The following is a 19,401-nucleotide window of genomic DNA, read 5'->3' as shown; positions in this document are numbered from 1 at the left end:
TCGTGCAAGGAATAACACCCCATGGATGCAATTATTCTCGACCTGGGCACCACGATCAAAGGCGACTCCCTGCTGGAAGGTTATGCCGACAAGATCGAAGTCATGTCCTACAGCCACAACGTGGCCATGCAAGTCACCAACGACGTCAGCAACTCGGAGCGTACCTCCGGCAAGCCGCATATCGGTGAGTTCACCCTGACCAAATTCGTCGACTCCGCCACCCCGAGCATCAATGAGTACTGCTGCGGCGGCAAGCCGATCGCCGAGGTCAAGGTCACCGTCGGCCGTAACGCCGCCGAGAGCAACGGCCAACTGATGCCATTCATTATCTACACCCTGACCAACGTGGTGGTCTCCAACGTCAGCGTCAGCGGCGGTGCCGGTGGCAAGCCGGTGGAAACCCTGTCGCTGAACTTCACCAAGATCAAATGGGAGCTGACCGCACAGAAAGACGACGGCACCAAGGAAGGCACGGCAGCCTCCACTTGGGACCTGGCGGCGAACAAACTCATCAAGGGTTGATCGCCTGTTTTCATCCGGCTGGAGATTTTCATGCGTGTTGCGCTGTTCGACCTCCTGGCGGGGGACACGGAGGACTACTTCGATGCCCATGATCCGCTGCGGATCGTCGAGTCCATTCGCCTTGAGCTGGAGCGCCTGCTCAATACTCGGCGCTCCGAACGGGTTCATGGGTTCGCCCCGACCATCATCGACTACGGGATGAGCGACTGGAGCACCCTGTATGCCGACCGCGAAGAGGATCATCACGTTCTGATTCGCGATATACGGGGTGCCATTACCCGTTTCGAACCGCGCCTGGCGCTGGAAGACGTCGATGTACAGGCGCTGCCGGGGCAACGTACCCGCATGACGGTGCGGGTGATGGGGCATGTCCGGGGCCTGGAAGCGGCTCCGAACATGTCGTTCGTCATGGAGCTGGGTGAAAGCGGCTTCGAGGTCAGGCATGAGTGATTCGATTGATGCCCGGCTGTTGGACTACTACCAGCGCGAGCTGACCTGGCTGCACCGCGCCAGCAGCGACTTCGTCAAGAACCATCCGCCCCTGGCCAAGAGTCTGAAGCTATCGTCCAGTGGCTCCCAGGACCCCCATGTCGAACGCCTGATCGAAAGCTTCGCCTTGCTCGCGGCGCGTTTGCAACGCCGTCTCGACGATGGTTACTCCGAATTCAGCGACGCTTTGCTGGAGCAGCTGTATCCGATGGCGCTGCGGCCGATGCCGTCCTGCGCCATCGTGCAGTTCGGCCCGGACCCGAGCAAAGGCAGCCTGGCTGCCGGCTACCACCTGCCGCGTGGCACGCAGGTGTTCAAGGCTCCGGAGAAAGACCAACTCGACAGTCTGTATTTCCGCACCTGCGCCGATGTCACCCTATGGCCCCTGGAGGTCCAGGACGCCAGCCTGATCGAAGGCAGCGCCGCGCAGTTGCTCACCGGGATCACCAACGCCGAGGCGGCACTGCGCCTGGTGTTGAAATGCAATAGTGGAAAACCCTGGTCCGAATTGCCGATCCAGAACGTGCGCATTCACCTGGCGGGGCCCGCGGGCAATCGTTCCCAACTTTATGATCTGCTGGCCGCCCATAGCCTGGATATTGTCTGCGGCTTGCCCGGCAGCGTCGGACAGCCGCTCGGTGTCCGGCCATTACCGGCCGGCTATGACGATACCCAGCGGCTGTTGCCGGAGGAAGATGGCGTGCACCCCGGGTTGCACTTGTTGGTGGAGTATTTTGCCTTCCCGGAGAAGTTTGCCTTTTTCGATCTCGCGCTGAAGGTCCCGCCACAGACCATGGATCTACTTGAGGTCTATGTCGCCTTCGACCGAGCTCCCGAAAGCCGTATCAGCCTGCAACGCGAAGATATCGCCCTGGGCTGCACGCCGGTCATCAACCTGTTTGCCCGTACCGCCGAAACCCTGCGCCCGGACGGTACGCAAAGCGAGTATCGCCTGGTGGCTGATTCGCACCGTGACAACAGTGTCGAAATCCACAGCATCCGCAAACTGGTGGCCGGTACCGCCAAAGGTTACCAGAGCGTGCCGCCGTACTATGGCTACCAGCATGGTCAAGGGCATGACGGCCTGTTCTGGCACGCCAGGCGGATCAGCGCCCCCGGCCACTCGCGGGCCGGCACCGACATGATCCTGAGCCTGGTGGACAGCCAGTTCCAGCCCCGCTCTGCATCGCCCGACGAAACCTTTACCGCGCAGGTCTGGTGCACCAACCGGCATATGGCGCAAAACCTGTTGACCGGTAGCGCCTTGAAGTTCGAACGCAGCGGTCCGGTGGCCAGCATTGCCTTGCTGAGAAGCCCCACGCCGCAATCGCTGCCCGACCTGGAAGGGGCTTCACGCTGGCGCCTGATCTCGCAACTCAACCTCAATCATCTGTCGCTGACGGAAGGCCCCCATGCCCTGGAGGCCCTCAAGGAAATGCTGATTCTGCATAACCTGCGCGACGAACCCTCGGCTCGCTTGCAGATCAATGGCATTCTCTCGCTGAAAACCGAACGGGTTGTCGGCCGTGTCGGCAAGGATGCCTGGCGCGGCTGGCGCAACGGTCTGGAGGTTCATCTGGAGCTGGATCCGAGCAAGTTTTCCGGCAGCAGCCGGGTGCTGTTCTCCGGTGTGCTGGCGCACTTTTTCGCGCTGTATGCCAATGCCAACTGTTTTGTTCGCACCGTGCTGGTAGAGGGCGATAAGGAGATCAAGCAATGGAGTCCGAGCAGCAACCCCATCCTGGCTCTCTAGGCGCGCTGCTGCGCCAGGTACCCCAGCGTTTCGAATTGCTGCAAGCGTTGCTGATTCTGGAGCGCGAGCAGCACAATGCCGATTCACTGGGCACCGGTAGCGACCCCGAGCGAGAGGTGGTGCGCCTGCGCGGTCCGCTGTTGCCGGAGTTCGCGCCGAGCGAGATCAGCAGCCTGCGCCTGGTTCCCAATGCGCTCACGTCCGGGTCCCGGCTGACCTTGCACACCCAGGTGTTCGGCCTGGGTGGCCCGGACGGTCCGTTGCCCTATGCCTATCAGGAATGGTTGCAGCAGAGGGCGCGCAACCGCGATCACGGCACTGTCGCGTTTCTCGATCTGTTCCAGCATCGCTTGCTGAGCCTGATGTATCGGGTACAACAGCGCCAGCGAGTGGCCTTGCCTTACCGCAAGCCGGCCCACAGCCCGGTGTACGAGCAGCTGCGCGCCTTGTGCGGTCTGTCATCCAGCTCCGTGGAGCAGGTGACTGTGCTGCCGGAAAGAGCCCTGATTGCCCGTGCCGGACTGCTGGCCAACCGGCGGCGATCCCTGGCCGGGTTTCAAAACCTGCTCAGGCACTACTTCGATCTGCCCGTGCAACTGCACGGCTACCAGGGGGCCTGGCAACAGATTGCTTCCAGCGACCAGAGCGTGTTGGGCCGCCAGGGCCGTAACCTGACCCTGGGTCGCAACGCCTTGTGCGGTACACGGGTCTGGGATGAGCATGCCGGGATTCATATCCGCCTCGGCCCGCAGACGCCCAAAATGGCCGAGCGTTTCATGCCGCGCCAGGAGGCCCATCGGCAGTTGGCGGCGCTGGTGGCGTTCTATTTCGGTGCGCAGCTGCGGTGTACGGTGTCCGTGCACGTGACCAGCAGCGCGATATTGACGATTGGCCACAAGCAACCTACCGCACTGGGTCAGGGGACCCGACTGAACCATGTAGCGCGTACGGGGGATTTCCGGATCGACCTGCGTTTGCACGAAGAGGGAAGTGCCTGAGATGGAAATCGCCGTGCTGATCTCACGCTTGAACCACCAGTGCCGCGACGCCATGGAACGGGCCGCCCAGCGCAGTTGGCAGCGTAACCAGCACTTTGTCGAAATCGAACACCTGATGCTGGAACTGTTGGAGATCGAAGGCGGTGACCTGGCTTGCCTGCTGCCGGCGCTGGGCTTGGAGCGCGACCGCCTGGCGAGTGAGATCAATCTGGCCCTGGAGCTGTTCAAGACCGGCAACACCCGCACACCGACGCTGTCCAAACAGTTGCTGTCCCTGATCGAGGACGCCGTGGTCCAGGCCAGCGTGTTCGGCGCCACCGGTGTGCGCTCCGGACTGCTGTTACTGGCGCTGCTTGACCGTGACGAGTATCGGGCCCTGCTGCAAGGCAGCATTCCGTCATTACTCGGTATTGCCCGCGATCCGTTGCGCACTCAGTTCATCGCCTTGACCGAGCACTCCTGCGAAACCGGCCTGCCTGCCCGCCCCGGGAAAGCTTCGTCGCGAGCCGGCGGTGCTGACGCTTCATTGCTTGAGCAATACACCCAGGACCTGACGGAGGACGCCCGCCAGGGGCGCATCGACCCGATCATCGGGCGCGATGCGGAGATCCGCCAGTGCATCGACATCCTCCTGCGCCGTCGGCAGAACAACCCGATCCTGGTAGGCGCTCCCGGGGTCGGCAAAACTGCCGTGGTCGAGGGCCTGGCGCTGCGCATTGCCCAGGGTGATGTGCCGCCACCGTTGCAGGAAGTCAGCTTGCGAGTACTGGACCTGGGACTGCTGCAAGCCGGAGCCGGGGTCAAGGGGGAGTTCGAACAGCGCCTCAAGGGCGTGATCGAAGGCGTCCGTAATGCCGCCGGCAAGATCATCCTGTTTATCGACGAGGCCCATACGCTGATCGGTGCCGGCGCCGCTGAAGGGCAGAACGATGCGGCCAATCTGCTCAAGCCGGCGTTGGCCCGTGGTGAACTACGGACACTGGCCGCCACCACCTGGCTTGAGTACAAGAAATACTTCGAGAAAGACCCGGCACTGACGCGACGCTTCCAGCTGGTCCAGGTCGAGGAACCGGACGAACAGACCGCCGTGCAGATGTTACGCGCCGTGGCCGGCAAGCTGGAGCAGCACCATGGTGTCGAAGTGCTGGACGCGGCGATCCAGGATGCGGTGAAACTCAGCCAGCGCTACATCTCCGGGCGGCAACTGCCGGACAAGGCCATCAGCGTGCTCGACACCGCCTGTGCCCGGGTCGCGCTGGCCCAGCACGACGTACCACCGGCCCTGGAAAGCCTGCGGCATCGCCAGGCGGCGACGCTCGACGAACTGCAACGCCTGCGCCGCGAACAAGCCATCGGGCATGATCATGACCAGCGCATCCGGCCGCTCGAACTGCAGGAGCATGAGGACCGCCAGGCCATCGTCGAACTGGAAACCCGTTGGCACAAGGAGCGTGAGGCGGTGACCGAGTTGCTCAGGGCTCGTCGCGAAATGCTCACGCTCAACGAACGTGTCGATCCGAACCATGATGATGAGGAACTGGACAACCGCCTTGAACAACTGGCGAACGAGCTGGTGCGCCTGGAAAGCGGCCTGAACGCGATTCGCGAGGACGATCCGCTGGTCCCGGAACAGGTCGACTCGAAAGTCGTCGCCGCGGTGATTGCTGCCTGGACCGGCATTCCGCAAGGCAAGGTGCTTGCCGACGAAGCCTATGCCTTGCGCACCCTGGCCGAACGCCTCGGCCAGCGGGTGATGGGGCAGGGATCGGCCCTCGGGGCCATCGCCCAACGACTGCAAGCCTATCGCGCCGGTCTCACTGACCCGCAAAAGCCGGTCGGGGTGTTCCTGCTGCTGGGGCCCACCGGCGTGGGCAAGACCGAAACCGCCTATGCGCTGGCCGATGCGTTGTACGGTGGCGAGCGCAACCTGATCAGCATCAACCTCTCCGAATACCAGGAAGCCCATACCGTCAGCCAGCTCAAGGGCGCGCCGCCGGGCTACGTCGGTTATGGCAGCGGCGGCGTGCTGACCGAAGCGGTGCGGCGCAAGCCCTACAGCGTGGTCTTGCTCGACGAAATCGAAAAAGCCCATCCGGACGTGCTCGAAGCCTTCTACAACGTGTTCGACAAAGGCCTTATGGAAGACGGCAGCGGCCTGGTGGTCGACTTCAAGAACACCGTGATGCTGGCGACCAGTAACGTCGGCGCCGAGCTGATTCTCGACGGCACCGCCGAGCAAGCAACCGCCGAGGCCTTCAACCAACAGTTGCACACTGTGCTGTTGCAAGCGTTTCGCCCGGCCTTTCTGGCGCGCATGACCGTGGTACCGTATCGCGCCCTTGATGAGGCGACCCTGGAAGGGATTGTCCTGGCCAAGCTGGAGAAGCTGCGCGCGCGTTACCTGGCGGCCACCGGCAAGCGTTTCGACTACGACGACGGCATCGTCAAGGCCGTGCTGGCCCGTTGCAGTACAGCCGGCGCGCGGGATGTGGAACATGTACTGATGGAGCAGGTGGCAGGGCAACTGGCGCAATGGGTGCTGGAATGAACACAGGTAGTCAAAGATGATCTTCAAGGAAAACCATGCCCCGTCCCACTGATACCAACACCACGCTGTCATTGAGCGGTGCGGTCATGGCACCGTTGTTCCCCGAAACCCTGAGCGGTGAAGAGTCCCTGAATCAGCTAAGCGAGTTCAGCGTCACCGGCTACACCACCGAGATATTAGCCATGGCCAGCGCCGTGGCCACCCATGTGACCCTGACCCTGCATAACGACGCGCAACAGCGTGCCGTGGATGGGCTTTGTGCGCAGATTCGCCAGTTACCGGCCGATGCCACCGCCGAGCGTTATAGTCTGCAATTGCGCCCCTGGCTTTGGTGGTTGACCCTGGCCAGCAACAACCGGGTGTACCAGAACCTGCCCACCAGCGACATCGTCACCAGTATCTTCAAGGCCCATGGTTTCAGCGATTACGAGTTGAAGCTTTCCGGCAGCTACGAACCGCGCGAATACTGCATCCAGTACGGCGAAACCGATTTCGCCTTTGTCTGCCGGTTGCTGGAGGAGGAGGGTATCTTCTGGTTTTTCAGCCATGCCGAAGGACGGCATACCCTGATACTGGCGGACAGCAACAGCGCCTTTGCCGCCTGCCCGAATGGTGCCAGCATCGCCTATCTCGGCCAGCAGATCGGCAATCGGGAATTGCAGGGCATTCGTTCGGCGCAAATCAGCCAACAAGCGGTGTCCGGGGTCTACAGTGCCACCGACTATCAGTTCGTCACCCCCACCACTTCGTTGTATGGCCGGGCCGAAGCCGAGTCGGGGCCGCTGTCGGTCTATGAGCACCCCGGTGGCTACACCGCCAAGGCGCGGGGCGATGCCCTGGGTAAACAGCGTATGGACGCCTTGCGTACCCAGGCGCAACGGCTGATCGGTGAAAGCGATTGCCGCTGGTTGCAACCCGGCTATACCTTCACCCTGACTGGGCATGACGACAAGGCCGTGAACATCGAATGGCTGCTGACCTCGGTCAGCCATGAGGCCAGCCACAAACACTACCGCAATCGCTTCGAGGCGATTCCCAAGAGCGTCAACTACCGCCCCCTGCGCCTGACCCCGAAGCCGACCATGCATACCCAGACCGCCAGGGTGGTGGGCAAGGACGGTGAGGACATCTGGACCGACGAGTATGGACGGATAAAGATCCAGTTCACCTGGGACCGACAGGGCGAAAAGAACGAGAACAGTTCGTGCTGGGTCCGTGTCGCCCAGGGCTGGACCGGCAAGGGCTTCGGCATGCAGTTTATTCCGCGTATCGGCCAGGAAGTGGTGGTGACCTTTATCGACGGCGACCCGGACCGACCGCTGGTCACTGCCTGTATCTACAACGGCGAAAACACGCTGCCGTATGCCTTGCCGGCGAACCAGACCCAGTCCGGGATCAAGACCCAGTCCTCCAAGGGCGGAGGGGGCTTCAACGAACTGCGTTTCGAAGACAAGAAAGACGGCGAGGAAGTCTTTCTCCAGGCACAGAAGGATCTCAAGTTCAATGTACTCAACGACACCACCGCCACCGTTGGCCATGACGAAACCCTCACGGTGCAGAACGCCCGGACACGTACAGTCAAGGAAGGCGATGAAACCGTCACCCTGGAAAAGGGCAAACGTACAGTGACCCTGCAGACCGGCAGCGACACCCTCGACGTCAAGGGTGATCGCACGCTCAAGGTCGGTGGCGACCAGACCCACACCACCAGTGGCAACTACAGCCACACGGTGAGCGGTAACTACCAACTGACCGTGGACGGAAACCTGACCATCAAGGTGACCGGCACTTTGACCTTGCAAAGTGCCGGCGACTTCACTGCCAAGAGCGACGCCAATCTCAGTGCCAAGGCCGGTATGGCCCTGAGCAACCAGGCCGGAACAGCCTTGAGCAACAAGGCCGGGACGTCATTGGAAAACAAGGCTGGCACCACGCTGACCAACGACGCCGGCGTCAGCCTGATGAACAAGGGGGGGGCCGAGCAGACCGTGGACGGCGGCGCGATGCTGACCATCAAGGGCGGCCTGGTCAAGGTCAATTGAGGAAGGCATATGGACAAACCAGCCAAGGTGGAAGTCGTCAGCGGCGACAGCCAGCTCAACGCCACCCTGATCGGCGGCCAGTTGGAAGGCCCGGCGCGGGTGACCGAGAGTGGTCGCCCGCAGGCGGTGCTCAGTTATAGCCAGGGAACGCTGGAGGGGCCGATGGTCATTTATCACCCCAACGGCCAACCTTCGGCGCGGCTGAATTTTCGCAAGAACAAACTCGACGGTCAGGCGCTGTTCCATAACCCGCAAGGCGCCTTGATCCGCGAAGCGCAGTACCGCGCAGGATTGCTGCACGGGCAGGTCCTCAGTTACTTCGAAGACGGCACGCTGGCGTCTCGCGAACACTATCAGCAGGGACAATTGCAGGGGCTTTACCAGCGGTTCCATGGCAATGGCCAACTGGCGGCGCGCATTGAATATGACAAGGGCCAGCCATTGGACGGCGCGCAATCCTATGCCGCGGATGGGCGTCCGCTGGATGAGTCGGGAAAACCCATGGCGCGTTGGAAGGCCTGGTGGTTGAAATGGCGGCAGCCGCCCGATGCCTGATCAGGGAATCAGCATCTGCACCTGGCCCGGGAAGACGATCTTGATCACCCCGGCCCAGTTGCACATCAACGTGCTGTTGGCATCCAGCGCCGGCATCGGCCCCAGCAGCATGGTCGGTGCGCCGCCAGGTATCCACGGGGCAACGGTCACGGGAATACAGGGCATCGGCACGAGCACCCCGAGTGCCGCCGCCGTAGCAGCCACCACCATGGGGTTGGCCAGGCTCTGGCACATGCCGAAGGGCATGATGTTGACCAGCGGAATATGGTCCATCAGGTTGGCCGCGGGCATACCGGACACCAGGGTGCGGTTCTGCGGCAGCACGTTGAGCACACCAGGCGCCAGACCGAAGGTGCATTGCAGGGTGGCGCCGGAACAGACTTGGGGACAGCCCATGTAAAACCCCCTATGACGGATGCCGAGTATAGGTTCGTGGGTTTGCACACAACAAGCGCACAAACCCGAAACAATAAAGGCAAGGAAGAGTCAGGCTGATCTGGCCAGCAGCTCAAGGCCCATTTTCAAGATCGGTAGCGCGACGCAGATGAAGATAAGGCCGAACTGCCATCGCAGGATTTTGTTCTGCGATTCCAATCCCGAAATGGACGAGCGAAGATCGGCACCTTGCTCCTTGATCAGAGCCCGCAGTTCCACGCCTTGCTCCCTGATGGCTGACCCCAGCTGCGAGATGGACGCGTTCAGGTGCGTCTCGGTTTGCAGCACGTCAGATTTTGACGCGAGATTTTCCACATCGGCCTCCCAGGCATCTACAACTGCCTTGGCCTTGTTCGCCGGAATGGTGGCAGCGGTCAGTGCGTCGTATAAGGTAAGCGATAGTTTCATCATGCCTCCTGCAATTGACAAGTGACCGGAGACATCCTCATGACGGCGGCCCCAAGGGGTTATAGCCATCATCAACATAGCCGTCCTGGCCGAGTGCTGTGAACAACAGCGATCCTGTCCATATGCTCGACTAAACCTGCCGGGAGAGATAGTCGGACATTTCTTGGAGGTACGTAGGCTAGAGAGTCGCATGAGGACGTATTCAGGAACGCCCCCGAACAGATGTTGTACTGCATGACTCAAGCGCCTGAAAACGGGGCGCTTTTGCTCCCCGTTCCGGTGTCAGGCACTCATGCACTCAGTGCGGCGCACGATGAATCGTCTTGAGCAGATCTTCAGGACTGATATGACCGACGACTTGCTGCACGCCGCTGCCCGGTAGCGGCAGATCAAGGATATGGCCCTTGATCTTGCCGACTACGTGCATCTCGCAAGGCTTGCAGTCGAACTTCAGCGTCAGCACTTCATCACCATGGATCAATTGCATCGGCGCGACCTTGGTGCGCACGCCAGTCACACCCTTGGCCTGCTTGGGGCAGAGGTTGAAGGAGAAGCGCAGGCAGTGCTTGGTGATCATCACCGGCACTTCGCCGGTCTCCTCGTGCGCCTCGAAGGCCGCATCGATCAGCTTGACGCCATGGCGGTGATAAAAGTCGCGGGCCTTCTGGTTGTAGACGTTGGCCAGGAACGACAGGTGCGAGTCCGGGTACACCGGCGGCGGCGTGGTCTCGGCCTTGCGGCCGCCGCGTGGGTGCGCGGCAATACGAGCCACGGTCAGCGCTTCGATCACTTCGCGGCGCAAGGTCTTGAGCTGCGAATTAGGGATGAAATACGCCTGCGGCGCATCCAGCTTGACACTCGTGGCGTGGTACTGAGTGGTGCCCAGTTGACCGAGCAGATCCTGCAGTTGCTCCAGGGCCTGTTCCGGTTTGTTGGCCAGGCCGAACGGACCGTCCAGGGCGACGCTGGCACTGATGCCTTCTTCGCTGCTAGCGGTCAGTTCCAGGCGATCCTCGCGCAGACGGGCGACCCAGGAAAGACCAATCCGGCGCTCAGCGGAGGTCTTGAGCAGGGCCTGTTGCCAGTTGTGGTCCAGGTTACGGTTCAGCGGGTGGTTCGGCCGCAGGCTGTGCAACCCTGCGGGCATTTCATTGGGCTCGACGCGGTAGCGGTAGCGTTTCTCGCCGTCGACCTCAAACTCGCCCTTGGCCTCGGCGATATTGGCGCGGAAACCCACCACCTCGCGTTTGACCTGCACATTGAGCCCGTCGCCATTGGACAGCGGCTCATGGGTCAGCACCAGCATATCGCGCTTGCCGACTTTCTCTACCGTACCCACCGGCAAGCCGGTGAAGGTTGGCGTGTCGAAGGCGCCAATATCGATCTTGCGGTCGCTGACAAAGTAGTCGGTGCTGCCGCGATGGAAGGTTTTTTCCGGATCGGGGAGGAAGAAGTGCGCGGTACGGCCGCTGGAAGCACTAGCCAGGTCCGGGCGGTCTTCGAGGACATCGTCCAGGCGTTGGCGATAGTAGGCCGTGATGTTCTTCACATAGCCCATGTCCTTGTAGCGCCCCTCGATCTTGAACGAGCGTACGCCGGCCTCCACCAGGGCGCGAATATTGGCGCTCTGGTTGTTGTCTTTCATCGACAGCAGGTGTTTTTCAAAGGCAACCACACGGCCCTGATCATCTTTCAGGGTGTAGGGCAGGCGGCACGCCTGGGAACAGTCGCCACGGTTGGCGCTACGGCCATTCTGCGCGTGGGAGATATTGCACTGGCCGGAGAACGCCACGCATAGCGCGCCGTGGATAAAGAACTCGATTGCCGCATCGGTCTCATCGGCGATGGCGCGGATCTCTTGCAGGTTCAGCTCACGGGCCAGTACCAGTTGCGAGAAGCCGGCCTGGTCAAGGAACTTCGCCCGCGCCAGGGTACGGATATCGGTCTGGGTGCTGGCGTGCAGCTCGATCGGCGGGATATCCAGTTCCATCACGCCCAGGTCCTGGACGATCAGCGCGTCGACGCCGGCATCGTAGAGTTGGTGGATCAGCTTGCGCGCCGGCTCCAGCTCATTGTCGTGCAGGATCGTATTGAGGGTGGTGAACACCCGCGCATGGTAACGCCGGGCGAACTCCACCAATTCGGCGATATCGCTCACCTCGTTGCAGGCGTTGTGGCGCGCGCCGAAGCTTGGGCCACCGATATACACCGCATCCGCACCATGCAGGATGGCTTCGCGGGCAATGGCCACGTCGCGGGCGGGGCTGAGCAATTCCAGGTGATGCTTGGGTAGGGACATGTTTTTTAGTCAGGCTTCACGGTCAAGGCGTGCATTGTAGCGGCGAAATGCCTGACCGGCACTCGTATACTGCCGATCGGCGACCGCGCGCGGAGCGGGGTCGCCAGCCAGGGCCGCGGACTTAGCCCTTGGCGGCCATCGCGGTGACTTCCACGCGCATGCCTTCAACCGCCAGGGCGGCCACGCCTACGGCGGCGCGCACTGGCCAGGGCTTGGCGAAGAAGCGTTTGTAGACTTCGTTGAAAGCAGGGCGGTCGGCGATATCGGTGAGGTAGATGGTCAGGTGCAGAACCCGGTCCATGGAACTGCCGGCGCGCTCCAGCGCCACCTTGAGCGCCTGCAGGGTGCATTCGCTCTGCAGGGTGATGTCGCCCAGCTCCAGGCTGCCGTCAGCGTGGGTGGGGATCTGGGTGGAGACCAGCAGGCCGCCGAAACCGGCAACGTCGGAGGAGATGGAGTCCGCGTCGGGATCGGGGAGGAAGGCGATGTCGTGATTGGCCATGAAGATCTCTTGCTTGAGGTGGGATAGGCGGATTATGCCGACTTGCTCGGCCACTCCGCCATCCGCCTGGCGTTATCGACTTCGTTCAAGCCGGCTGCGCACCGAGGTCAGGTAGTCCACACGGTATTGGCGCAAAATGTAGTCTTGGAAATTCTCCTGTTCCAAGTCTTTCCAGGCAAATTTCTTGGCGTCACCCGAGCGTTCGGTGGCGTCCACCAACATGTGCGTGTCAAAGGCGAAATTGGCCTCGGTCATGGGTTCATAGCCATATCGCAACATGAACTCCTTCGCCAGGGTCTCGATAATTTCGATCTCCCGGGTTTTCAGTTGCCCTTTGAATTTATCAATATTTGTGGTGATCGGCGAAAAGCAGTTGGATGACCAAAGCGCCGACATTTTTGAAATCTGCCTGGCCTCCTGCGACTCGGAGATATCGAGCATTTTATCGAGAAATTCAATGTCGAAAAAATTGCAGATCTGCCTGAGCGTAGTTTCTTCATCCAGCAGAAAGTCTTCATAGCGGATGGTCAATACGCGCTCTGGGTAGCGCTCGATCAAGGATTGCGCCGCGCGATGCGCCGCCACCCATGTTTGTGCATTGATCAAGGTATCAAAGTCATGAATGATCGCGCGATTCATCGAGGCGACCTGAGCCCGCGGGTCTCGTACAACATTGAGCAGCAGCATCTGCGGGAAAAGCTCCATGAGCTCATGGGCGTAGTGCACATCGTCGAGAGATTTGTCCATCACCACGCTGGCTTCATGCTGTTCAGCGGCGCATAGCAGCAGCTCCCAGGCAATTCGATGCACGCTGCGCGGCTCGTGGCGGACTCTCTCGAAAATATCGACCGGATCGAAGGCGCTACCCGGCCATTTGACAACGCTTGCTGCCTGCAGGCCGACAACATCGACCACCATGCGAAAATAAGCATTGTCATCGGCAATATCACCGTACAGGGGGACAATCGGCATGAAGTCAGCGAGGTGCAGTGGATAAGGTGAATAGAACTGTGGATTAAGATTGAGCCGTAGCCGCAATGCGTGACTGCCGCAGCGCCGCAACGGGATCATCAATACGGGCCGCGGACGCGCGTTACCTTGGGTCACAGGTTTTTGAGTGACGTTCACATGGTTCTCCTTTGAACACGGCAAGCTCAACAGACGGGGAAGGTATTGAACTGACACAACACTTTTGCGGTTCAGGATTCATGAAGGAGAGAGGCGGGGACATAGCCTAGCTCGACCAAGGTGGAAATGATCAACTCCACTGCCTGGGCCGCACTGAAGCAGGCGGTATCAATACGTAAGTCAGGACACAGTGGTGCTTCGTAGGGCGCGTCAATACCGGTCATTCCCGGTAGCTTCCCGGCCCGCGCTTTGGCATACAACCCCTTTCGGTCACGCTTCTCACAGACGTCCAAATCCGCAGCTATGTAGATCTCGAAAAAGGCCGTCTTGTGTGACATGGCCAACTCTCGACAGACCTGGCGTGTGCTCGCATAGGGGGAAATACACGCGCATATTGCAACACCACCGGCTCGGGCGATTTCGGTCGCCACAAAACCAATGCGCTCGATATTGGCCTCACGGTCCTCTTTTGAAAATCCGAGTCCCCTGGAAAGGCTATGCCGGACAACATCGCCATCCAGCAAGCTGATGGTTCGTCTACCGTCTTCGCGCAAGCGCACGGCAACGCCATTGGCAATCGTCGATTTGCCGGCGCCAGACAGTCCTGTAAAGAACAGCACAAAACCTTGTTGTTGTTTCGGACGATATGACTGACGCAGTTCGGCGACGATATCGGGGGTACTGAACCAGTCGGGAATTTCGGCGCCGCTGGCCAGTTTTTCTCTCACGGCGGTTCCCGACAAGCTCAGCACGGTGGCGCCCGCTGGCACCTCTGAGGCAGCGACATAACGCCGCTCCTCTTTGAGATATAACATTTCCTCAAAGGCAAGAATGTTCAGGCCGATTTCTTGCGCATGGGCCAACGCCAGCTCCTGGGCCGCATAAGGGGAGTAAAACGCGTTGCCGTGCTTGTCGTTGCCGGGGCCGGCGTGATCACGCCCAACGATAAAATGCGTCGCACCGAAGTTCTTGCGAATCAGGGCGTGCCAAACGGCTTCGCGGGGACCGCCCATGCGCATGGCCAGCGGCAGTAATGACAGCAAGACGGCATCGGCGGCATAAGACTTCAAGGCATGTTTGTAACACCTGACACGGGTGTAATAATCGATGTCATCCGGTTTGGTCAGCCCTACCACCGGCTGTAGCAACAACGCCGCATTGGCCTGTTTCATGGCGCGAAGGGTCAATTCGACATGGGCACAATGCATCGGATTACGTGTTTGAAAGGCAACGACTGCCTCCCAGCCACGACGAGCTATTTCATGTTTGACTTGCTTGGGGGACAAGCGCAAATCAGCAAAATCGTAATGCGTCACCGATTCAATTTTTTTAATGACGCCGCCGACATTAAACGCATGTTGACGATACAAGGCTGCCACACCGGGATGGCCCTGGTCCTGGGTGCCGAAAACCTGCAGCGCCTCGATGTGATGGTCCGGTTGATAGATTGAGTCAATGGCCAGCACGGCCAATGTGACGCCTTCCGGATCACGTAGCGCCAGCTCTCCACCGGGTGCTAGCTGATCAGCCAATGCTTGCGGGATGTCCAAGGTGATGGGCATTGGCCAAAGGGCACCCGAGCTCAGTCTCATGTGGTGAACAACGCTGAGATAATCTTCTACGCCGAGGAAACCCGTCAGTGGCGAAAAGGCCTCGTTAGCCAGCAGCTCCAGGTCACAGAGTTGTCTTGCGGATAGCACCCAGAAAGGCAGGGAGGACACGTTATGTTTTTCTGTGTAGTTCTCCACAATAAAGCGCCCCTCTGTATTCGATTCGACCCAGTTTAGAGCGCACCAAAATCAGGATGCGCGCACAATAAAATCAAAGAGTTGAATGCGAATTAACGGCGCTTTTCGAAAAATTCTTGGGGGTGAGCAAGCTCGATTGCTTCAGCGTCCTTGCGCATGCTTTCATTTCCTTATATGGATATAGCGTTATGTATGCCGAAGTAAAGAATGATATCAAAGCGCTGTCAATGCCGGGTATAGAACAAAACGGACTTGATGTTTTTTATTCTGGGTATTAACACCGGCTGGACGCGACTGACTGATCGCTGGCCCTCACTCATTCTGTGGATCGAACAGCTTGTCCTTGATAAGCAGGGCGGGAATCACTCCGCAGATAAAATACGCGGCGCCCATCACCAGGAAGCCCATCCCGATGGATACCTGAGTCGCCAGGAAACCGATCGCCGCCGGGGCGATGGCCGCGCCGATCCGGCCAATATTGTAGGCACCGCCTACGGCGCTTCCACGGTACTTCGCTTCAAAACTCTCAGTCATGTAGGTGGCGTTGACGCCGTAGGGAATGCCATACAGGAAGCCAAAGACAACCAGCATCCAGAGGATCTGATCGGGGCTGTGATAGATAACGATCACCGGAAGGAAGACCGCGGTTCCCAGTGCACCGAATGAAAATACGCAGCGCCGGCCCAACCAGTCGGAGGCCACGCCGGCAAGGACTTTACCGAAAATCATGGCCGCGTATGTCCCGACCAGGTAAGCGGTCATGGCTTTGAAGTTCAGGCCCATTTCCGTTTCGAGGTAGGAGGGCAGCCAGTTGTTGACGCCGTAGTAGCCAAATTGCAGGAAACCCGCCGTCAGTGCCCAGAGTGTGAACATCCTGCGCGCCTTGGCGTCGGCAAGGATTTGCTTGAAGACACCTTGCGCCGGGACACGTTTACCGGGGCCGGATACGCCATGATCGCGGCTCGACTTACTGGCCCTGGCCGCAACCCACGCCGCCGGTTCAGGGACCAGCCGCTGCATCAGGATCGCCAGGATCACTGGAACGATTGCCACGTAGAACAGGCATCTCCAGCCATAGTCAGGTAACAGCCATCCAGCCAACAAGGTCGCAACGATGTAGCCCACCGACCAACCGGCTTGCAGCGTGCCCAGCACGGTGGTGCGATAACGTGTGGGAACGTATTCGGCCATCAGCGTATTACACGCGACGTACAGCGCGCCCAACCCAAGGGAGGCGACAAATCGGGCAATGGCGAATTGCGCATAGCTGTGGGTGAGCCCCAGCAGCGCCGTACCCAGCGAGAACAGGGTGATGGTCCAGACCACCGTACGCACACGTCCGAACTTGTCACAGGCCCAGCCGCCGTAAATACCGCCCAATGCCATGCCCGCCAGTGTCACGCTACCCAGGCTGCCGGCCTGGACGTTGGTCAGGCCGAACTCGGCTTTCAGACTGGTCAGGCTATAGGACAGCAGCATCAGGTCGGCGCCATCGATCAGCAGGCCGAGAAAACAGAATACGAAAACGATGATCCAGGTATTACTACGCTCAAGCGCTGCCGCACGCGCCGGGTATGCCGTGTTGTCCATTCGGGGTGACCTATTGTAGTTATTTGAAAGGCACTCTCGCGGCCTGGACCAGGCGAGAGCTAAACGAATGAGTGTGCTCGGTGCCTATCCTTGACTCGCTCGGGTCAGGAAGATGCCTCGCGGATCATGTTGCGGGCGATGACGATCTGCTGGATTTGCGTGGTGCCTTCATAGATGCGGAACAAGCGTACATCCCGGTAGAAACGCTCGATCGCGTACTCGCTGACATACCCCGCGCCGCCATGGATTTGCACGCAGCGGTCGGCGACCCGGCCGCACATTTCAGTGGCAAACATCTTCGAACAGGAAGCCTCGGTGCTGACGTTAAGGCCTTCGTCACGCTTGCGAGCGGCATCAAGCACCATGCATTTCGCCGCGTAAATCTCCGCCTTGCTGTCGGCCAGCATCGCCTGAATCAACTGGAACTCAGCGATGGGTTGACCAAACTGTTTGCGCTCAAGGGCGTATTGCAGCGCATCGGCGAGCATTCGTTCCGCGGCGCCAACGCTTAAAGCCGCAATATGAAGCCGCCCTTTATCCAGGACCTTCATGGCGGTCTTGAAGCCGACGCCCTCTACACCACCTATCAGTTGGCTGGCTGGAACCCGCACATCTTCGAAGATCACATCGCAGGTATGGGCGCCTTTCTGGCCCATCTTGTGATCGGGTTTACCCAACGACAGCCCCGCTGTTTCCCGCTCGACAATAAAGGCGCTGATACCGCCGGCGCCTTTGATTTCCGTGCTGGTCCTGGCCATCACCGTGTAGATACCGGCTTCCGGGGCATTGGTGATAAAACGCTTGGTGCCACGGATCACGTAATAATCGCCGTCGCGTACCGCGAAGGTCTTCAGCGAAGCGGCATCCGATCCTGCATCCGGCTCAGTGAGACAGAAGGAGGAAAGCAGTTCACCGCTGGCAAGCCTTGGCAGATAGTCATTTTTCTGCTCGTCGGTACCGTCGAGCAGAATGCCAATCGAGCCAATCCCATTGTTGGTTCCGATGTAGGAACGAAATGCTGGAGAGGTGCGTCCCAGCTCGAAGGCAATGGAGACTTCTTCCTCCATGGTTACTCCCAGGCCACCGTACTCCTCAGGAATGGTCAGGCCGAAAAGCCCCATCTCACGCATCTGATCGACGATATCGGCCGGTATGGAATCCGTTTCTTCAACCTCGGTTTCTCGTGGAATCAACTCCCCGCTGACAAAAGCGCTGATCGAGTCCAGCAGGATTTGAAGGGTTTCCGCATCGCGGATCATATGCACTCCTCGGGCTCTGGGGCCCGCTTGCCCAACCATTGTGGTTTTGTCCAGAAATGACCCGCGTAACCGCAGTGCCAACCATTGGCCCCGGCTCGCGTCGCTCACCTGTTGCTCAAAAGGTTAAGGCTGAAGCGCGAAGAAAATCAACATAATAAAATTAGATTCCGCACAGCGGTATTTTACAGTCATGTAAACGCTCCGGAACGGACGCTGTTCGTCGCTTCGACGCGGCCGTTTTTCCAGTTACAGGTTTACACGATGGAGTTTTTCGCCCTATTATTTTATTAATCAGTATCAAATACCGCACTGCGAAATAAATCCAATAGGAGCAGGCATGAACACACCAGAGGACGCTCTCGTCCAGGTTGAACGGACACAAAACGGCGTCGCCGTTGTGCGGATCCATCGGCCGGAGTCAAAAAATGCGCTGAATGGGGCGGTTCGCGAGCAGTTGGCGTTGCACTTCAGCGAGTTGGGGCGCGATACCGAGGTTCGCGTCATTGTCCTCACCGGAAGCCCCAGCTGTTTCGTTGCCGGGGCGGATATTCGGGAGTTTGCATCGGCGGGCCCGATCGACATGTATCTGCGCCACACGGAGCGTTTGTGGGAAGCCATCAGCCGTTGTCCCAAGCCTGTGATCGCTGCGGTGAACGGCTTTGCGCTTGGCGGCGGATGTGAGCTTGCCATGCACTGCGACATCATCGTCGCCGGTGAGTCCGCCAGTTTTGCCCAGCCAGAGGTAAAACTCGGCTTGATGCCCGGGGCGGGTGGTACGCAGCGCTTGATTCGCGCCGTTGGAAAATTCCAGGCCATGCGCATCGCCTTGACCGGTTGCCTGGTGAAGGCACCTGAGGCCTTGGCCATGGGCCTGATCAGCGAGCTGGTGAGCGACGAACAAACGCTTCCTCGGGCGATGGAACTGGCGACACAGATCGCCGCGCTGCCACCGTTGGCGGTGGCTCAAATCAAGGAAGTCATGTTGGCCGGCGCCGACCTGTCCCTGGAGAGCGCGCTGACCCTGGAGCGCAAGGCCTTTCAATTGCTGTTTGCGTCCAGGGATCAAAAAGAAGGCGCCTCGGCGTTCCTGGAAAAACGCAAAGCTGAGTTTGTTGGAGCATGAGC

Annotated in this window: 16 protein-coding genes; 8 read left to right on the top strand and 8 right to left on the bottom strand. The window is 59.8% G+C overall.

The genetic code is table 11. The features are described from left to right. Positions 1–21 precede the first annotated feature (21 nt). The 7 genes from AC07T0_RS09035 to AC07T0_RS09005 are packed head-to-tail and all read left to right on the top strand — an operon-like array spanning position 22 to position 8,907. Positions 22–522, top strand: a complete 501-nt coding sequence (locus tag AC07T0_RS09035; RefSeq protein WP_100943178.1) for an Hcp family type VI secretion system effector — start codon at positions 22–24, stop codon at positions 520–522. 30 nt (positions 523–552) lie between these two features. Further along, complete coding sequence (tssE, locus tag AC07T0_RS09030; protein WP_495000839.1) at positions 553–972, top strand: type VI secretion system baseplate subunit TssE; 420 nt, start codon at positions 553–555, stop codon at positions 970–972. After that, positions 965–2,764: a type VI secretion system baseplate subunit TssF gene (tssF, locus tag AC07T0_RS09025; protein ID WP_495000838.1), complete on the top strand. Its 1,800-nt coding sequence runs from the start codon at positions 965–967 to the stop codon at positions 2,762–2,764. Before tssE ends, tssF begins: the two co-directional genes overlap by 8 nt. Next, positions 2,728–3,762 (top strand): type VI secretion system baseplate subunit TssG, encoded by a 1,035-nt coding sequence (gene tssG, locus AC07T0_RS09020; protein ID WP_495000837.1) that lies wholly within the window; start codon positions 2,728–2,730, stop codon positions 3,760–3,762. Before tssF ends, tssG begins: the two co-directional genes overlap by 37 nt. 1 nt (position 3,763) lies before the next feature. After that, a complete protein-coding gene (gene tssH, locus AC07T0_RS09015) occupies positions 3,764–6,310 on the top strand; it encodes a type VI secretion system ATPase TssH (protein WP_495001022.1) in 2,547 nt (848 codons plus the stop codon). A gap of 35 nt (positions 6,311–6,345) precedes the next feature. Further along, entirely contained in the window at positions 6,346–8,352 is a 2,007-nt protein-coding gene (locus AC07T0_RS09010; RefSeq protein ID WP_495000836.1) for a type VI secretion system Vgr family protein, read from the top strand. Positions 8,353–8,361: 9 nt separating this feature from the next. Further along, positions 8,362–8,907, top strand: a complete 546-nt coding sequence (locus AC07T0_RS09005) for a toxin-antitoxin system YwqK family antitoxin (protein ID WP_495000835.1) — start codon at positions 8,362–8,364, stop codon at positions 8,905–8,907. Here the strand turns inward: AC07T0_RS09005 and AC07T0_RS09000 are convergent, their stop codons facing one another. From AC07T0_RS09000 to AC07T0_RS08965, 8 genes are all read right to left on the bottom strand, one after another. After that, positions 8,908–9,303 carry a DUF4280 domain-containing protein gene (locus AC07T0_RS09000; RefSeq protein ID WP_495000834.1) on the bottom strand — a complete coding sequence of 132 codons (396 nt, stop codon included), beginning with the start codon at positions 9,301–9,303 and terminating at the stop codon, positions 8,908–8,910. It lies immediately after the preceding gene. A gap of 90 nt (positions 9,304–9,393) precedes the next feature. Continuing rightward, complete coding sequence (locus AC07T0_RS08995; protein ID WP_495000833.1) at positions 9,394–9,822, bottom strand: DUF1640 domain-containing protein; 429 nt, start codon at positions 9,820–9,822, stop codon at positions 9,394–9,396. A 226-nt stretch (positions 9,823–10,048) separates the two neighbouring features. Continuing rightward, positions 10,049–12,049: a peptidase U32 family protein gene (locus tag AC07T0_RS08990; RefSeq protein WP_495000832.1), complete on the bottom strand. Its 2,001-nt coding sequence runs from the start codon at positions 12,047–12,049 to the stop codon at positions 10,049–10,051. 121 nt (positions 12,050–12,170) lie between these two features. Next, positions 12,171–12,551, bottom strand: a complete 381-nt coding sequence (locus AC07T0_RS08985; RefSeq protein ID WP_495000831.1) for a RidA family protein — start codon at positions 12,549–12,551, stop codon at positions 12,171–12,173. Between the two features lie 72 nt (positions 12,552–12,623). After that, the gene (locus AC07T0_RS08980; protein ID WP_495000830.1) at positions 12,624–13,679 is read right to left on the bottom strand and encodes a sulfotransferase family protein; all 1,056 of its coding nucleotides are present in this window, start codon (positions 13,677–13,679) and stop codon (positions 12,624–12,626) included. Between the two features lie 71 nt (positions 13,680–13,750). Next, positions 13,751–15,427, bottom strand: a complete 1,677-nt coding sequence (locus tag AC07T0_RS08975; RefSeq protein WP_495000829.1) for a bifunctional sulfate adenylyltransferase/adenylylsulfate kinase — start codon at positions 15,425–15,427, stop codon at positions 13,751–13,753. Positions 15,428–15,739: 312 nt separating this feature from the next. Further along, positions 15,740–17,017 carry an MFS transporter gene (locus AC07T0_RS08970; protein WP_495000828.1) on the bottom strand — a complete coding sequence of 426 codons (1,278 nt, stop codon included), beginning with the start codon at positions 17,015–17,017 and terminating at the stop codon, positions 15,740–15,742. Between the two features lie 104 nt (positions 17,018–17,121). Then, on the bottom strand, positions 17,122–18,276 hold the full coding sequence (locus AC07T0_RS08965) for an acyl-CoA dehydrogenase family protein (protein ID WP_495000827.1): 1,155 nt from the start codon (positions 18,274–18,276) through the stop codon (positions 17,122–17,124). A 337-nt stretch (positions 18,277–18,613) separates the two neighbouring features. On the opposite strand from AC07T0_RS08965, the gene AC07T0_RS08960 reads away from it, so the two are divergent. Beyond that, positions 18,614–19,399: an enoyl-CoA hydratase gene (locus AC07T0_RS08960; protein ID WP_495000826.1), complete on the top strand. Its 786-nt coding sequence runs from the start codon at positions 18,614–18,616 to the stop codon at positions 19,397–19,399. The last annotated feature ends 2 nt before the right edge of the window (positions 19,400–19,401 follow it).

The sequence above is a fragment of the Pseudomonas sp. GW821-FHT04D07 genome, from assembly GCF_059420225.1.
The sequence above is the reverse complement of the archived record's forward strand: the minus strand, read 5'-3'. Positions and strand labels throughout refer to the sequence as shown.

What these genes read in the sequence shown, in the direction of transcription:
- AC07T0_RS08990 (WP_495000832.1), bottom strand. Translation starts at nt 12,049, where the DNA reads ATGTCCCTACCCAAGCATCACCTGGAATTGCTCAGCCCCGCCCGCGAC.
- AC07T0_RS08960 (WP_495000826.1), top strand. Translation starts at nt 18,614, where the DNA reads ATGAACACACCAGAGGACGCTCTCGTCCAGGTTGAACGGACACAAAAC.
- AC07T0_RS08985 (WP_495000831.1), bottom strand. Translation starts at nt 12,551, where the DNA reads ATGGCCAATCACGACATCGCCTTCCTCCCCGATCCCGACGCGGACTCC.
- tssF (WP_495000838.1), top strand. Translation starts at nt 965, where the DNA reads ATGAGTGATTCGATTGATGCCCGGCTGTTGGACTACTACCAGCGCGAG.
- tssG (WP_495000837.1), top strand. Translation starts at nt 2,728, where the DNA reads ATGGAGTCCGAGCAGCAACCCCATCCTGGCTCTCTAGGCGCGCTGCTG.
- AC07T0_RS09005 (WP_495000835.1), top strand. Translation starts at nt 8,362, where the DNA reads ATGGACAAACCAGCCAAGGTGGAAGTCGTCAGCGGCGACAGCCAGCTC.
- AC07T0_RS08965 (WP_495000827.1), bottom strand. Translation starts at nt 18,276, where the DNA reads ATGATCCGCGATGCGGAAACCCTTCAAATCCTGCTGGACTCGATCAGC.
- AC07T0_RS08970 (WP_495000828.1), bottom strand. Translation starts at nt 17,017, where the DNA reads ATGGACAACACGGCATACCCGGCGCGTGCGGCAGCGCTTGAGCGTAGT.
- AC07T0_RS08995 (WP_495000833.1), bottom strand. Translation starts at nt 9,822, where the DNA reads ATGATGGCTATAACCCCTTGGGGCCGCCGTCATGAGGATGTCTCCGGT.
- tssE (WP_495000839.1), top strand. Translation starts at nt 553, where the DNA reads ATGCGTGTTGCGCTGTTCGACCTCCTGGCGGGGGACACGGAGGACTAC.
- tssH (WP_495001022.1), top strand. Translation starts at nt 3,764, where the DNA reads ATGGAAATCGCCGTGCTGATCTCACGCTTGAACCACCAGTGCCGCGAC.
- AC07T0_RS09000 (WP_495000834.1), bottom strand. Translation starts at nt 9,303, where the DNA reads ATGGGCTGTCCCCAAGTCTGTTCCGGCGCCACCCTGCAATGCACCTTC.
- AC07T0_RS09035 (WP_100943178.1), top strand. Translation starts at nt 22, where the DNA reads ATGGATGCAATTATTCTCGACCTGGGCACCACGATCAAAGGCGACTCC.
- AC07T0_RS09010 (WP_495000836.1), top strand. Translation starts at nt 6,346, where the DNA reads ATGCCCCGTCCCACTGATACCAACACCACGCTGTCATTGAGCGGTGCG.